This is a genomic window from Geovibrio ferrireducens (assembly GCF_026226615.1).
Classification (GTDB): domain Bacteria; phylum Chrysiogenota; class Deferribacteres; order Deferribacterales; family Geovibrionaceae; genus Geovibrio; species Geovibrio ferrireducens.
Window position 1 is genome coordinate 117954 of the sequence record NZ_JAJAPB010000004.1, and the last position, 15738, is coordinate 133691.

Genomic DNA, 15738 nt, shown 5'->3' on the forward strand with positions numbered 1-15738 from the left:
AGTTGAAAAATGATGTTTTCTTAAATATTAATTGTTTATAAATAAGACCGACCGGGGTATAATATGCCCGATTTCTGTTGCCTGAACTGAAATATTATTCATAATTTATAGATAACACAGCCGATGGAGTGTGCATATGAAACTTACTATAAAATACAAGATAATCGTTGCGTTCAGCCTTCTTTCGCTCGTTACAATTCTTTTTCTGGCCATCACAACCTACAGCAACGCAAAGAAAATGTCATACTCCATGATTGAAAACGACCTCAAACACACCACAGACACTTTTGCCTCCATCGTTCTGGCATCCATAAACGCGTCTGCAAAAGGCTACATCGAAGGGGCTGTGGATTCCGGGCTGAACACCATAAACCTCACCTACATGAACTCACTCAGAGGCGGCTACAGCGAAAAAGTGGCTATGTATGACGCTTCACAGGCTCTTCTGGAGCAGGATATACTTGAGCATGGCTACTTCATAATCCTCAACAGTGAGGGAGTTGTCATTTACGACAGAAAAAGGGATGAAATCGGCAAAAACCTTTCAAACGCTGAAGGATTTGCAGAACTGATAAAAGAGCGCAGCGGCTATGCGCACGTAACACTGAACGGTGTCCCGTCACTGGGCGCGGCAGGTTACTTTGAAGAGTGGGGATGGATAGTACTGGGAACAGTACCTGTTTCAGACTTTAAAACAATGCTCAACCCCAGAGATTTCAGAGACTATATCCTCTCTGTAAAAATAGGCGACACCGGCTACGGTTATGTGCTTGACGCAGAAGGAACCCTGATGGTTCACCCCGCCCTTGAAGGCAAAAACCTCATAGACAGCAGGGACTCAGACGGCAGAATGTTTATAAAAGAGATAGTGACCAATAAAAGCGGCAAAATAGTTTACCCTTGGAAAAACCCGAACGAGACCAACGCAAGAGACAAAATAGTTATTTACAAATACATACCCGAAGTCGACTGGATAATAGCCGCCGGAAGTTACATAGAGGAGCTTGAGGCCCCCCTTATCCGCATGAGGAATATGATAATGATAGAAACGCCCATCATTCTGGCGCTTTTCATCCTTACCAGCTACTTCGCCGCCTCCACAATAACCCGGCCGCTGCTCGGTTTCGTCACAGTTTTCAGAGAGATAGCCGAAGGGGATCTCACTAAGAAAATCATGGTGAAATCCACCGATGAGATAGGCACTGTTGCCCGTGAATTTAACATCTTCGTGGATAATATACGTGAAACCATGCTCAGCGTCAAAGATGCAACGAACACCGTTGCCTCGGCCACTAATGAGCTTTCCAGCACAGCGGAGGAACTCTCCGCCACAGCAAACTCCCAGTCGGCACAGGTGGGCGATATAGCAAACGGCATGAGAGATGTTACACATTCCGCGGAGGAAGTGGTTTTCCATGTTGAAACCACCGGCAAGAAGGTTGAGGAAGCACTTGTTGTCACTGAAAAAGGAAAAGAATTTGTTCAGCAGACAGTGCGCAGAATATCAGGCATAAAAACAACAACAGCGGGACTCTCCGAAACAATATCAAAACTTGGCAAATCATCCGAGGAGATTGGGAACATTATCAGTGTGATAAACGATATAGCAGACCAAACCAACCTGCTTGCCCTTAATGCCGCAATAGAGGCAGCAAGAGCAGGTGAAGCGGGAAGAGGCTTTGCCGTTGTTGCGGATGAAGTGCGCAAACTCGCTGAACGCACACAGAACGCCACAAAGGAAGTGGGTGATATAATAGCCTCACTCCAGAAAGAAACCGAAATGGCGGAAGCGGGCATGCAGCAGGCTGAGAAAAGCGTTGATCAGGGAATCGGCGCGGCTGAGGAGACAAGGCACGTATTTGATGAAATCGTCACCGCAGCGGAGCAGATTCACCACGAAACTTCATCAGTCATGGAGCTTGTTCAGCGTCAGACCGGCTCCACAATGAACGTAAATGAGAGCCTTCAGGGTGTGGCGACAGCAGTGGAGCAGAGTTCAGCAGCCTTTGCAGAAGTCACCCAGACGGTGAATAACCTTCAGATTCAGACTGAGAACCTCACAATGCTTATAGCAAGGTTTAAGGTTTAGCAGAGCAACGGACTCCAAGTGTGAAAACAGTTTGAATTTAACGCAATATACTCTACAATCTCTCTATGCGCTTTAAATCCATCACACTCCAAGGTTTTAAATCATTTGTCGACAAGACCGCCGTGGATTTCCCCGACGGCATTACCTGCGTTGTTGGGCCGAACGGCTCCGGCAAAAGCAACATAATGGATGCCATACGCTGGGTTTTCGGCGAGCAGAGCCCCAAAGAGCTCCGCGGGAATGACATGGAAGATGTTATCTTCGGCGGCTCCGCCAAGCGCAAGGCATCCGGCTTCGCAGAAGTGTCCCTGACGGTGAGCGACCTGCCGGAGAGTGTGACGGCAAAATGGGGAACCCTCTCCGAAGTTACTGTAACAAGAAAGTTTTACCGCACAGGCGAGCGTGAATACAAAATCAACAACCGCAAGTGCCGCCTTAAAGACATCCGTGAAATTTTTTACGATACAGGCATGGGAGCCAGAAGCATATCCATAATCGAACAGGGGAAAGTGGAGAAAATTATTCAGGCCACCCCGGAGGAACTACGCCTCTTTCTGGAAGAAACCGCAGGTGTGGTGCGGTTCAAGGAACGCAAGAAGGAAGCCGAGCGCAGACTTCATCAGACAAAGGATAACCTCGGACGCGTAAACGACATAATCAGCGAAATCCGCAGCCATATAGACACACTCACCAGACAGGTGGAAACCGTTAAGAAGTTCCGTGAGTTTGCAGGGCGGAAGACTGAACTTGACAAAAACATCATCCTTTACAAATACATAAAGCTTAAAGAAGATTCATCCGCCCTCACGGAAGAGATAAACCGCGAAAAGGTGGGCATGGCGGGCATAATCGCCGAATTTGAAAACCTTGTAAAAACCGAAACCGAAAAGGAAAGAAAGCTCAACTCCCTCCGCGGCAGTTTCAGGGAAACAAATGAAAAAATGCTCTTCCTCGGTGATTCCATAGCGAATATCTCAGGCGATGTGCGGCTTCTGGAAAGTGAAATAGCCGGGGCAGAAAGCACAAAAGAGCGCCTTCACAGGGAGATAGAGGACTTTGAACGCAAGTTCAGGGAGCTTACCTCCTCCCGCGTGAGAATACTTTCATCAAAGGAAGAAACAGAGAAAAACAAGGCCAAACTCAGGGAGAGCCTTGAGGAACTCGAAGAGAAAATCGAAGAATATACCCGCATGCGGGACGACCTGAAATACGATATTGACGGGCTTGAGGACGAATACCTTGAGCTTACGCAGAAGCTTACATCCATCAACAATTCCGTATTCGAAAAAGAGACAACCATCAACCGCCTTGAGGCCGACAGGAAACGCTTTACCCTTGAAAAGGATGACCTTGAGGCTGAGATAGCCAAAGCCGTTCAGAGAGCCGAAGACGCTCAAAGAGAATTCGAGGAAACGAGAGACGCACTTAAGCACCTGACAGACGAGATAAAATCAATCAGGGCGGAACTCAGCGAAATAAAGACCCTTGAAGCGGATGCCAAGGCTGAAACTGACGGACTGCGCCTTGAGAAAAACTCCCTTGAAAGCAGAACCGCTGTCCTGAAAGAGCAGATAGAAAACGCCGCAGTGGGGGACAGCGGGGAATACCTCAAGAGATTTGAATCATCACTTCTTATTGATATGATTGATGAATCCGCCGAACCGCCCATGCACGCCGCAGACATACTTGTTTTCAGGGCGGAGCAGAAATCCATGGTTCTGGCGACTGTCAGGGAGATGACCGGCTCACTCCGCTTCACCTTTTCAGACAGTGCGGATGAACTGATTAACGAACTCACAGAACAGGAAAAAATAACAGAAAACATCATAAAGACAGGCAGCCTCTACCGGAAGATAGGTGACGATGACAAAGGCGTGGTGATCCTTAAGCTCAAGACCGAGCTTAAAACAGCCGAAGATAAGCTGGAAACTGTCACGGCTGATTTTGAGGATGCGGAAGCCAGATACGAAGGTCTCGCCGCCAAAACTGCCGAGACCGCTGAGATTCTTTCAGAAAAAGAGACCCGCAAGTCCACCCTTGAAACCGAGGCGAAAAACACATCACGCATGCTTGACGAGGCTGTGGCGGTGAAGGAAAAGCTCTCCCGCCGGGGCGAGATAATCGACAAGGAGACAGAGTTCGTTGCCCGTGAGCTTGAGCGCATGGAAAAAGAGCTCACATCCCTCAGAGAACAGCGTGAGAAAACCGCGGAGGAGCAGAGAGAGAAAGAGGATGAGAAACAGCTTCTGGATGAACGTCTTGAAGATGTGAATACCCTCTATGAAGATGCAAAGGATGAGCTTAACGCTCTTAAAATAGAAGAAAGGGGCTTCACCGAACAGATCAGCGCCCTCACCCGCGAGCTTCACTTCACTGACAGGGAAATAAGCGAAACCACACAGAAAACAGGCGAAGCCAAGCAGCGCCTCAGCAAGCTGCTCACTGTTGATATAATCAACTTCCGCGAGCGGCTGGAGGCTAAAAAGAGCGAGTACGCCTCACTTATGAAACAGCAGCAGGAGCTCCGCTCAAGCGCATTAAACACTGACAGGGAAGTGGCTGAGCAGGAAAAGGAGCTTGAAACTCTCAAGAAAGAGATAGAGAAAGCCAACCGTGAGGTTGAGAAGCTCCGCAGCGTGGTCACCGATTCCGAAATTAAGCGTGAGCGTGTTTTAGCTGAGATGCAGAGCCTGTCCGAAAACTTCACCGAGAAGTTCGAGGCGGATATTAACACCGAAAAGCCTGATCTTTCCTCATTTCAGCCGAACAAGGCAAAAGCCGAGCTGGACGCCGTTACTAAGCTCATTGATGAGCTGGGGCCGCTGAACATGGCCGCTGAGCAGGAACATGACGAAGTATGCAAGCGAAATGAATTTCTCACCCAGCAGAGAACCGACCTTGAGGATGCCATAGCCAGCATACATGAACTTATAAGCGAAATAGACGACAGCACGGCAGCCCTTTTCAGGGATACATTTGAAGGAGTGCGCGACAACTTCAAGAAGGTTTTCGACATTCTCTTCGGCGACGGCAGGGCGGAACTCCGCCTCAGCGAGCCGGACAACTTCCTCACCAGCGGTGTGGAGATCTTTGTTCAGCCGCCGGGCAAAAAACTTGTGAATATGAACCTTCTTTCAGGGGGAGAAAAGGCGATGAGCGCGTGCACACTCCTTTTTGCTCTGTTCCTTTACAAACCTACGCCTTTCTGCTTCCTGGATGAGATAGATGCGCCTCTGGACGAGGCTAACATAGATAAATTCATGAAGGTGGTTAAAACCCTTTCGGGGGACACCCAGTTTGTCATAATCACCCACAGTCAGAAGACAATGGCCGAGGCGGACAGCCTCTACGGAGTGACGATGCAGGAACCGGGTGTCTCAAAAATGCTCTCGGTGCGCCTCAGCGACCTTAAGCTTTAGCCTCTCCCGCGTTTTTTCTGCGGGGTTTTCTTCCGCCGGGCTTAGTGGGCTTGTTCCCTGCTCTGCCGGAAGTTTTTATGACAGGTCTTTCTTTTTTCTCCGGTTTCCTTACCTGTTCAGGCAGTTCCGCCAGAAGTTCCTCATCAGGGTAGATGTAGTTCATTTTAACGCCCGTATGTTCTTCCAGAGCGGGAATAAGCATTGATTCCTCTTCACAGGCGAATATAACGGATATGCCGGATGCTCCAGCCCTTGCTGTACGGCCTATTCTGTGCACATAGCTGTCAGGGTCCTCAGGCAGGTTGTAGTTAAAGACATGGGTAACGCCTTCGACATGGATTCCCCTCGCAGCAACATCAGTCGCCACCAGAACCTGTATTTTGCCGGTTCTGAATTCTTCAAGGGTGTTGATCCTCTTTGTCTGGCTGACATCACCGGAAAGCATTCTGCACTCAAGCCCAAGAGAATAAAGCTTGTCTGTGAGGTTGCGGGTCTGATCCCTTCTGTTGCAGAACACTATGACGCTTTTGAGGTCGTAGTGTCTGATATAGTTGTAAAGCACCTTGAACTTGTCATCGCTTTCGATTATGTAGGCAAGCTGCTCTATCCTGATGTTGGTCACGTTTTCAGGCTCTATCTCCACTGTGAAAGGTTCCTTGGTCCATCTGGAAGCAAGTTCCGCCACCACGGGGGTGAGAGTTGCGCTGAAAAGCATTGTCTGCCTGTTCTCTTTCTGGGGAAGGTAGTTGATTATCCTGCGGATGTCCGGAATAAAGCCCATATCCAGCATTCTGTCCGCCTCATCAATGATAAGTATCTCCACTTTGGAGAGATTAACCTTGCTGTTCTGGCGAAAATCAAGGAGCCTGCCGGGTGTGGCCACAACTATATCCACAAGCTTTTCCTCAAGGGCTCTTTTCTGTTTTTCATACCCCATACCGCCGAATACAGCCAGAACCTCGATGTCGGTATATTTGGAAAGGCCGAGAGCATCCTTCTCTATCTGCAGCACAAGCTCCCTTGTGGGTGCGAGCACAAGCACTCTGGGGTTTCCGGGCTTGCGGTTTTCGATGGGGTTTTTCTGGATGTGCCTGAGAGCCGAAAGGAGGAATGCGGCTGTTTTGCCTGTTCCTGTCTGCGCTTTTCCGCTTACGTCCCTGCCCTCGAAAGCCTGCGGGAGTATTTCCGCCTGAATGTCCGTGCAGTACTTGAAGCCCTGATCATAAATAGCTCTTAAAAGCTGTTCAGAAATGTCCAGATCATGGAAGCGGACTTTTCCTTCAGCAGATTCCACAGTGAATGACGAAGGATCCCACGGTTCAAATACCTTGGGCTCTTTTTTGGGCTTAGGCTGAGCCTGTACAACCCTGATTTTTTCCTTAGGAGGCGCAGTTCTCACCTTCTCCCTTGTCGGTTTTACAGCAGGTTTATGATACTGCTGCACTTCTTTTTTCGCATCCGGCATGATTTCTCTCACGCGGATCGCCGCTGCCTTCTTTCTTCCGAAAAGGGAGCGGATTTTTTGTTTTAAACGTCTTAGCAAATGCCACCTCTACTTTACTGCTCGTGTTTACCGTCCATGGAAACACTCGCCACACGCTCGCGCCGTGATGAACACGGCTGCGCTTCGCACGGCGAACTTCCTTCCATGGAAGTTTGTGAGCCTATATATAATCGTATTCCGTTCTCTGTTACGTTTGCTGCTCCCGCATACGCTGCGGTACGCACTCCGCGTGTGCCTCCATGCACATCAGGCAAGTTCCAGCTTCGCACGGCGGACTTCCTTCCATGGAAGTTTGTGAGCTTATATAAATCGTATTCCCGATCCCGGTTTATGCCGCAGCCCGCCGTCAGGAGACCGCAGACTTCAAATAACAAAATAATCCAGCAGGAGTGTAAAACTATATGAAGAAAAAGCAAAGGATTTTATACGATCCGCAGTACGATAACTTTTACAAATATACCCTTTAAAAAAATAAATAACTTCCTAAACTAATAGTTCTGAACTATATCTATCAAAAAAATAACCAATTTCTGCGATGTTGAATGGCTAATTTAAATGAACTTGTGAATACGGACAAACTGAAAAAGCAGCTGGAGCAGTTTTCGGATTTTTCAGGCTTCCCTGCCAGCGTACACGGTGCTGACGGGGAAATCCTCGTAAAAGCTGACGGTAATACATTTGCCGAAATGCTCCCGGCAGTTTTTGCGAAGGCCGGGGCGGATAACATAATAAAAGGTATTCTGCGGACAAAAAACGGCGGGATATTCGCCATAAATTCCACAGAAATTGATAATTTTCCGAAAATCTTCTCTGCTGTTTACTCCGAAAGCGATATTGAACCGGGCAGACTTAAATCCGCTGCCGCTTATGTCTCCACCCTCACTCAGGGATGCCTTGCGGACAATCTGGTCAGTGCTGCTCACTCCGACCTGTACTGCGACAATGTCCGCATGCTCCGTACATTTTACGCCACTGTCGAACAGAGCCCTATATCAATTGCAGTTACAGACAGAAACGGAACCATAGAATATGTTAACCCGTTTTTCAAAGAGCTTACCGGATTTTCACGGGAGGAGATAATAGGCCTCGGATTTAATGCACTCAAATCCGGCGAGCATGACAGAGAGTTTTATAAGGATCTCTGGCAGACGATCAGAAGCGGCAGGGTGTGGACAGGCAAGTTCATCAATAAAAAGAAAGACGGCTCCAAATACATAGAAGATGCCAAAATTGCCCCAATAATTGAAAACGGTGAAATAGTACGCTACATCGGCATTAAAACAGACATAACCGAACAGGAACGTCTGCATGAGCTTCTGGAGGAATCCAATCAGGCGCTTGAGGCCACAGTGCGCAAACGTACGGAGAAGCTCCGTACAGCCTACATCCGCCTCAAAGAGAACAGAGACCTGCTTAAAAAAACGCAGAAAGTCGCCAGAATGGGCGGCTGGATGCGTGATATGCGAACCAGACGCGGCTACTGGACTGATGAGGCGTTTGCCATCTTCGGAATAGAGCGCAGACCGGAAGCACCGACTGTAAAGGAAATTCTCACCGCCACCCATCCGGAAGACCGCGATAAGGTGAGAGAATGGCTTGAAGCCCTGTTCGGATATACCCCGGAAAGGGAATTCAGTTTCAGAATAATACAGCCCGGCGGTGAGGAGCGGATCATCACCTCCATATATTCATACGATTTTGACTCAAACGGAAAACCATACAGAATAAACGGCATACACCACGACCAGACAGAAAAGATCCGCACGGCAGAACGCATAGAAAAGCATGAAAAACTTCTCAGCTCCATACTGCTTTCGGCTAATGTCGGTATATGCGTTCTGGACGGCGACTGCCGGGTTGAGATGGTGAACCCTGAGTTCGAGAAAATATTCGGACGCAGGACAACAGGCGCAGGCAGTCTTTTTACGGATGCCTATCCTGAGATTTTAAACAGCAGCGATGCTGAAGCCCTCTGTGATGCCTTAAGATCAAAAACGCCTACGACAAGAATGGAATACAGATTTACACTCCCTTCCGGCAGGGAAAAAATACTCACCATCAGCGTTGCCGTGCCCAAGACAGACCATGATCCGGTAACACTTATCACCGCGTCTGATATTACTGAGCTCAGTGAACTCCACAACAAACAGATTGAGCAGGAGGCGATGCTCATTCAGCAGTCAAAAATGGCTGCTCTCGGTGAAATGATAGGGGTAATAACCCACCAGTGGCAGCAGCCGCTGAACGCTGTGGGGATGTTCAGCCAGCTTATCGAATCGGAATTTAAAAGCAGTGATCTGAACGCTGAAAACCTGCGTGAGTACACAGCGGCCATAATGAGCCAGCTTGATTTCATGTCTCAGACAGAGAAGGATTTCCGGAACTTTTTCAAACCCGGCCGCACTGATGACAGATTTGAGCCTGTCTCCGCTCTGGAGGAGATAATAGACCTCGTCTCTGTGCATTACGCCAACAGCAGAATCGAAATACGTCACCAACTCACCTGCGCCGCTGACACCCCCGTCCACGGCTCCAGAAATGAGTTTAAGCAGGTTATACTCAATCTTCTTGCCAATGCAAAGGATGCCATTACTGCCCATTCAGGAGGGGCTTCCGGAGGCTTGATTCATGTAAGCTGCGCGGAAACCGCTCAGGAAGTGATCATCAGAATAAAAGACAACGGCGGCGGCATACCGGAAAATGTTAAGGACAGTATTTTCAAATCATACTTCACCACAAAAGGGAACAGCGGAACAGGCATAGGGCTTTATATATCGAAATTAATCACAGAAACCCACATGCACGGCAGCATATACGCTGATAATGAAGACAGCGGCGCAGTTTTCACCCTGCGCCTGAAAAAAGCCTCGCGGGAAGTTTAGTTTTTTCTGTTATAATTAGAGACTTGTACTCATTTACACGGGGGGCGGATGATAAGGCAGATAATAACCGAACGGTTTGAGCGTATAACTTTCAGCGGGAAATATGATGAGAAGGCCGCAGCTCCCCTGCTGAAAGAGGCTGACGCACGCTTTGCCGTTCTCAGCGGACTGCCTGTCACGCCATATGCATACCCTTTTCTGGACGACCTTTGCGGCAGATGCATTTACTCATCCCTCACTGTGCAGAAGAACAACATCAAAAGCGAGGATGCACTCCACCTTCTGCGCATCCTTCAGGACAGCTACCACCGCCCCGCAGCGGAAAAAGCACTTGCCAACCTGCGGATAGTCTACGGGCTGATTGACTCAATTGTCCCCTCCCCTGAGCCTTTTATACTCACCCCGGACTTCATAAAGCGTCTGCACATGCACATCACATTTGATGTGCGCACCGAAGGGAATATTCCGGGCAGTTTCAGGACCAAGGCGGCGGACATTAAGTACTTTGCGCCGCCGGAAAGGGATATTGCCCGATTGGTAAAGGAGTTCTGCGACTGGTTCAATACAGAGCAGAAATCAGTTCACCCGCTCATACGCGCATGTCTGGCTCATTACCACCTCAGCCTTATTCACCCGTTCGGTGACGGAAACGGCCGCACTGCGCGCAGCGTTGAGGCTGCGATTCTTAAAAAAGCCGGCTACAGATACCTTTACCGCTCCATAGGCATTTACTACAAAGAGAACAGAACCGAATATTACCGCAGCTTCCGCAAAAGCGAAAAGACAGGCGGCTTTGACCTTACGCCGTTTATATGCTTTTTTCTGGAAGGGGTTTGCAGATCATTTGTGACAGTGACCGATATTCTGCTTGCCGGATTAAGAATAAGCGCCGTGAAGGACTTCTTTGAATGGCTTAAATCTGAAAATAAAATTACAGAGCGCCAGTACCGACTGCTTCACGCACTTCTGGAAGCGGACAGAACTGTCTCAGAGGAGGAGCTTTTCAGAAACAGGATTTTCTCCGGGCTCTACGAAACCGACTCAGCGGAGGAGAGAGAGGGAGATTTAAGGAATCTCGCTGATACAGGAATAATTTTCAGGCTCGAAGGCGGCTTTGAGCTTAACAGGAACCTGCCGCAGAGATAGACTTCGCGTGTCTGTCCAGTATGATGCTGAAAACAGCGCCTGACTCTCCGTTACGCACACAGACTTTTCCCCCCATGCTGTTCTCCACAATTGCCCGCACCATGTACAGCCCGATTCCTGAGCCGTGTTCGGAGCTTTTGGTGGTGAAGTAAGGATCAAATATTTTATTGAGAAGATGCTCAGGGATTCCGCCGCCGTTGTCTTCTATATCTATGGAGATACGCCCGTTACTGTCGCCTATGTGTACGCATATTCTGCCGCTTTCAGTGAGCCTGCCCTGTTTTTTTGATGATTCTATGGCATCCTTTGCATTGTTGAATATATTCAGCAGAACCTGCATAAACTCATTTCTGTAACCCTCTATGTGCACATCGCTGCGTCCGCAGTTCTCACAATCTATAAGCACGTTGGGGCTGCCGATATTCTTCACGTGCTTCACATCTGAGCCGTTTTTCCCTTTTTTCCAGTCGCACTTCATCTCTATACGGAGGTCATGGGAAATAGCCTGATGCGAGAAAATTTTCAATGTCGGCCAGAGGGCATCCTCAATGGTAAACAGGCTCCTCTCCTTCGACGGGCGGAGGAAATCCATAAAATCCTTAACAGTTTCCGTCATATAGGAGATTTGCTCAGTGGAAGTATTATGCACCCAGTCGATATATTCCTTATCCAGCCCTCCGGCATCGTATGTACGCACCAGATCCTGCAAAAGCATGCTGACAGCACTGAGAGGCTGTTTCCACTGGTGTGCGATGGAACGGAGCATAGCGCCCATCTCCGCCAGTTTTGACTGCTGAACAAGAAGCTGTTCCTGCTCGTAACGTTTGATGGTCTCTTCCCTTACCTTTTCCTCAAGGCTGTTCTGGAGTTCTTTAAGGTCTGATATATCTATTGTGCTGCCTATCCCCGCGAACTCGCCGTCAATCATAACGGTGTTGGTAGCTACGCGGACAGTGCGGATTTCACCTGATTTTGTAATTATTTTGCGTTCGTGATACTTCTGATCAAAAACCTCTCCGGCCAGTCTGCGGAGAACATTTTCCTTAACAAACCGCCTGTCGTCCTCATGCACAATCTCCCACGGAGTCATCTGCTTGAGTTCTTCCATCGTGTAGCCTGTCTTGGAGAGGTATTCAGGGTTGGCGTAGATATACTTATCTTTATAAATGTAGATTCCGGCGAATGAATTTTCGGTCAGAATGCGGAAAAGCTGCTCAGTTTCCGCAAGTTTTTTAACCTGCCTGTCCAGAGAAGTATTAGGGTCGAATATCACCATACAGGCATTCTTTCCTTCGAAATCTATGCTTTTGATCTCACCTTTAAGAGCAATAAGAGCGCCGGAAGCGGTCTGAAAATTGAACTCGCCTGCCATCTCACAGTCATAGATCTCCTCGAAAAGGCATGAACTCAAAAGTTTTGAATCTACAGGGAAAATTTCGCTGGGGTCTTTGCCCTCAAGGCTTCCGGCAGGATAACCCAGAGAAGTTTCGGCAATGGAGTTGGAGTAAATAACCCTGCCGTTAAAAACAAGGATACCCTTACCTATTGAATCAAGTATAGAAATAAGCAGAGCAGCATTGCTGCCTGAAGAACAATTTTCACCAATCATTAAAAATGATCCTTCCCGAAAGCTGATTTCACATTATTATAACAACATTATACCTGATGTACAGGTTTTTCAATTGCATATAATGAATTTTTTGTACTTCATAAAAACATTTTATGACAAGGAGGTAATTCCGATTTCAAATTAAAACAGAAATGAAAAGAATGCATGCCGATTACAAAATAAGAGATGAGTCCGGAATTTCAAGAAAAAAAGAGGGGTGTCCGAAGACACCCCTCTTAAGGCATGAGCCTGTGTAATTTTACATTGCCGCTTTGGCGAGTTCTGCGCCCGCAGCGAGTGCTTTTCTGTTAAGCTCTTCTGTTCCTTTGGGAACACGGCTGAGAACCGCTTTCTCAAGGGTAGCAGGGTCAACAAGGTTGCAGAAAGTGTTAAGCGCGCCGAGGGTTACAACGTTTGCAACCATAGCTTTGCCGACTTTCTCAGCAGCGGTCACGATTATATCGAGGCCGACAACTTTGAACTTCCCTTCGGGAGCCTTTTTAACCATAAGGTTGTCTACTATGAGAAGACCGGTGTCTTTCAGGTCTTTGCAGTATTTATCAGCAGCTTCCTGAGTCAGAGCCACTACAACATCAGGGTACATTACTTTGGGGTAGTATATCGCATCATCACTGATGATAACCTCTGCCTTGCTTGCTCCGCCTCTTGCTTCAGGTCCGTATGACTGGGACTGAATGGCTTTTTTGCCTTCGTAAACGGAAGCAGCCATGGCAAGGATAATACCGGCAGTAATCATACCCTGTCCGCCGGAACCGCTAAGTCTTATCTCACTTCTAGCCATTTTCAATCACTCCTTACTTCAAACCGACCTGAGCGTCGTAAGCTTCGACGTACTCAGGTTTCTGAACTTCATGCAGAACACCGATGGCGAATTTGCCTTCCATCTCTTCCGCGCTCATTTCCTTGGCTTTGTTAGCGGGAATCGCGTTCTCTTTCTGCCAGAGGATCATGTTTGCGGGTGAGCCCTGTTTGTTTTTACGTCCGTAGCCTGTGGGGCAGCCGGCCATGATTTCCACAACGCTGAAGCCTTTGTGGTCAAGAGCCTGTTTGATAAGCTTTTCCATAGGAACAGCGTGGTAAGTAGTCGTTCTTGCAACGAAGGTTGCGCCTGCGCCTATTGCGAGCTGTGCTATATCAAACTGGTTGTCCGCGTTGCCGTAAGGTGCGGTTGTAGCTCTGGAGTTTTTAGGCGTGGTAGGTGAGTACTGACCGCCTGTCATTCCGTATATATAGTTGTTGAAAACAAAGCATGTTATGTCAATGTTTCTTCTGCACGCATGGATAAAGTGGTTTCCGCCTATGGCTGTCATGTCGCCGTCACCGCCGAGAGCGATAACTTTCAGCTTGGGGTTTGCCACTTTCACGCCTGTGGCGAAAGCCAGTGAGCGTCCGTGTGTTGTGTGCAGGGTGTTGAAGTCCATGTAGCCGGGGAGACGGCTTGCGCAGCCTATGCCTGAGGTAAGGACTATTTCGTCCTTGTTGAGACCTGTGGCATCTATCGCCCTGATGAGGGACTTCATAATTATGCCGTAGCCGCAGCCGGGGCACCATATATGGGGGATTTTACCTGATCTGAGGTATTTGCTGTAATCGTAAGCCATTACTTAGCCCTCCTGATTTCATCGATGATCTCAACGGGCGTAATCGGGTCGGAGTCAATTTTATTGATTCCCACAACATTCGCCTGTCCTTTCACGACTCTGTCGACCTCAAACTTCATCATACCGAGGTTGAGCTCAGGAACGATGAACTTTTTGGCTTTGCCGACATATTTCTCAAGATGTTTCTCAGGGAAAGGCCACAGGGTAAGGGGTCTGAAAAGACCGGCTTTTATGCCTTCGGCTCTTGCCTTGATAACGGCTTCTTTAGCGGAACGGGCTGAGCTGCCGTATGCGAAAATGATGATTTCCGCATCTGAGCACTCAAACTCTTCTACCTTCACTATGTCGTCATAGTGGTGCATTACTTTGTTTTCCTGACGGATTTCATCGGCCTGAGCCATTTTACCGTTGTTGGAGGGGAAACCGTCTTCAGCGTGGTTAAGACCGGTGATGTGGTATCTGTAGCCTGAGCCGAAATCAGCCATCGGGGGTACGAGGTCTGCGTCGGGTCTGTAGGGTTTATAGTCTTTCGGATCGCATGTGGGTCTCTTGCGGTCAATGACCTCAAGCTCGCCGGGTTCGGGAATTTCGATGGCTTCCCTCATGTGACCGATAATTTCATCAGTGAGAACGATTACGGGCATTCTGTACTTTTCTGAGAGGTTGAATGCGCGCACTGTTTCGTTAAGCTGCTCCTGTACTGTTGAAGGAGTGAGGACTATTGCGGGGTGGTCTCCGTGAGTTCCCCATTTAGCCTGCATAACGTCGGACTGACCGGGTCCTGTGGGAAGACCTGTTGAAGGGCCGCCTCTCATAACGTTAACGATAACACAGGGCACCTCTGTAAGATACGCATAGCCGAGGTTTTCCATTTTAAGGGACATACCGGGGCCTGATGTTGCCGTCAGTGATTTTTTACCTGCGATTGAGCCGCCTATTGTCGCTGCCATAGCAGCAAGTTCGTCTTCCATCTGGATGAAGCGTCCGCCTACCTTGGGCAGTGAAGCCGAAAGACCTTCTGCAATTTCGGTTGAAGGCGTAATAGGGTAGCCTGCATAAAATCTGCAGCCCGCATAAAGGGCACCTTCACATACTGCTTCGTTTCCTTGAAGGAATCTAATTTCTCTAGCCACAAATTCCTCCTGTTAGCCTTTTTTATAAACTTCGATTGCAAAGTCGGGACACCTAAGCTCGCACTGCATGCAAGCTATGCACTTGTCAAGGTCGGCGACATGCGCTTTAAAGTCCTTCATATCAAGGACTTTGGTAGGACAGAGTTCCACGCAGATTTCGCAACCTTTGCAGTACTCTACAATAATGTTAATGCTTTCTGCCTTACCCATTAACTTCTCCTTTTGTAATTGCGGCAACTTATCAATCTGCCGCATTCAGAATACGCAGCCTTCCCTGAGCCGCTGAGATCGGGTTCCGGTACGTATCCTCTACTTTTATATTTAGGCCGTCCGC

10 protein-coding genes are annotated in these 15738 nt (G+C 48.4%); 4 read left to right on the plus strand and 6 right to left on the minus strand.

Annotated features, from left to right (window positions below; genetic code table 11):
- The first annotated feature begins 136 nt into the window (after nucleotides 1–136).
- Nucleotides 137–2089, plus strand: a complete 1953-nt coding sequence (locus OSQ85_RS05875) for a methyl-accepting chemotaxis protein (protein WP_265821917.1) — start codon at nucleotides 137–139, stop codon at nucleotides 2087–2089.
- A 65-nt stretch (nucleotides 2090–2154) separates the two neighbouring features.
- Complete coding sequence (locus tag OSQ85_RS05880) at nucleotides 2155–5508, plus strand: AAA family ATPase (RefSeq protein WP_265821918.1); 3354 nt, start codon at nucleotides 2155–2157, stop codon at nucleotides 5506–5508.
- Here OSQ85_RS05880 and OSQ85_RS05885 read toward each other — a convergent pair.
- Entirely contained in the window at nucleotides 5498–6973 is a 1476-nt protein-coding gene (locus OSQ85_RS05885) for a DEAD/DEAH box helicase (protein ID WP_407649326.1), read from the minus strand. The genes OSQ85_RS05880 and OSQ85_RS05885 overlap by 11 nt on opposite strands.
- Nucleotides 6974–7554: 581 nt before the next feature.
- Between OSQ85_RS05885 and OSQ85_RS05890 the strand changes: the two genes are divergently transcribed.
- Nucleotides 7555–9894 (plus strand): PAS domain S-box protein, encoded by a 2340-nt coding sequence (locus OSQ85_RS05890; protein WP_265821920.1) that lies wholly within the window; start codon nucleotides 7555–7557, stop codon nucleotides 9892–9894.
- 48 nt (nucleotides 9895–9942) lie between these two features.
- Entirely contained in the window at nucleotides 9943–11040 is a 1098-nt protein-coding gene (locus OSQ85_RS05895; protein ID WP_265821921.1) for a Fic family protein, read from the plus strand.
- Here the strand turns inward: OSQ85_RS05895 and OSQ85_RS05900 are convergent.
- The 5 genes from OSQ85_RS05900 to OSQ85_RS05920 all read right to left on the minus strand — a co-directional run bounded on the left by OSQ85_RS05900 (nucleotide 11015) and on the right by OSQ85_RS05920 (nucleotide 15614).
- Nucleotides 11015–12649 carry a PAS domain-containing sensor histidine kinase gene (locus OSQ85_RS05900; protein ID WP_265821922.1) on the minus strand — a complete coding sequence of 545 codons (1635 nt, stop codon included), beginning with the start codon at nucleotides 12647–12649 and terminating at the stop codon, nucleotides 11015–11017. The two genes, OSQ85_RS05895 and OSQ85_RS05900, sit on opposite strands and share 26 nt — an antisense overlap.
- Before the next feature lie 259 nt (nucleotides 12650–12908).
- Nucleotides 12909–13451, minus strand: coding sequence for a 2-oxoacid:acceptor oxidoreductase family protein (locus OSQ85_RS05905; RefSeq protein WP_265821923.1), 543 nt, complete (start codon nucleotides 13449–13451; stop codon nucleotides 12909–12911).
- A 13-nt stretch (nucleotides 13452–13464) separates the two neighbouring features.
- Nucleotides 13465–14271, minus strand: a complete 807-nt coding sequence (locus tag OSQ85_RS05910; protein WP_265821924.1) for a 2-oxoacid:ferredoxin oxidoreductase subunit beta — start codon at nucleotides 14269–14271, stop codon at nucleotides 13465–13467.
- On the minus strand, nucleotides 14271–15404 hold the full coding sequence (locus OSQ85_RS05915) for a 2-oxoacid:acceptor oxidoreductase subunit alpha (RefSeq protein ID WP_265821925.1): 1134 nt from the start codon (nucleotides 15402–15404) through the stop codon (nucleotides 14271–14273). Before OSQ85_RS05915 ends, OSQ85_RS05910 begins: the two co-directional genes overlap by 1 nt.
- A 12-nt stretch (nucleotides 15405–15416) precedes the next feature.
- Nucleotides 15417–15614: a 4Fe-4S binding protein gene (locus tag OSQ85_RS05920; protein WP_128467465.1), complete on the minus strand. Its 198-nt coding sequence runs from the start codon at nucleotides 15612–15614 to the stop codon at nucleotides 15417–15419.
- Nucleotides 15615–15738 lie beyond the last annotated feature (124 nt).

Bases quoted from the DNA above. Each gene is read 5' to 3' on its own strand.
- OSQ85_RS05875 (WP_265821917.1), top strand. From the start codon at position 137: ATGAAACTTACTATAAAATACAAGATAATCGTTGCGTTCAGCCTTCTT.
- OSQ85_RS05880 (WP_265821918.1), top strand. From the start codon at position 2,155: ATGCGCTTTAAATCCATCACACTCCAAGGTTTTAAATCATTTGTCGAC.
- OSQ85_RS05885 (WP_407649326.1), bottom strand. From the start codon at position 6,973: ATGCCGGATGCGAAAAAAGAAGTGCAGCAGTATCATAAACCTGCTGTA.
- OSQ85_RS05890 (WP_265821920.1), top strand. From the start codon at position 7,555: ATGGCTAATTTAAATGAACTTGTGAATACGGACAAACTGAAAAAGCAG.
- OSQ85_RS05895 (WP_265821921.1), top strand. From the start codon at position 9,943: ATGATAAGGCAGATAATAACCGAACGGTTTGAGCGTATAACTTTCAGC.
- OSQ85_RS05900 (WP_265821922.1), bottom strand. From the start codon at position 12,649: ATGATTGGTGAAAATTGTTCTTCAGGCAGCAATGCTGCTCTGCTTATT.
- OSQ85_RS05905 (WP_265821923.1), bottom strand. From the start codon at position 13,451: ATGGCTAGAAGTGAGATAAGACTTAGCGGTTCCGGCGGACAGGGTATG.
- OSQ85_RS05910 (WP_265821924.1), bottom strand. From the start codon at position 14,271: ATGGCTTACGATTACAGCAAATACCTCAGATCAGGTAAAATCCCCCAT.
- OSQ85_RS05920 (WP_128467465.1), bottom strand. From the start codon at position 15,614: ATGGGTAAGGCAGAAAGCATTAACATTATTGTAGAGTACTGCAAAGGT.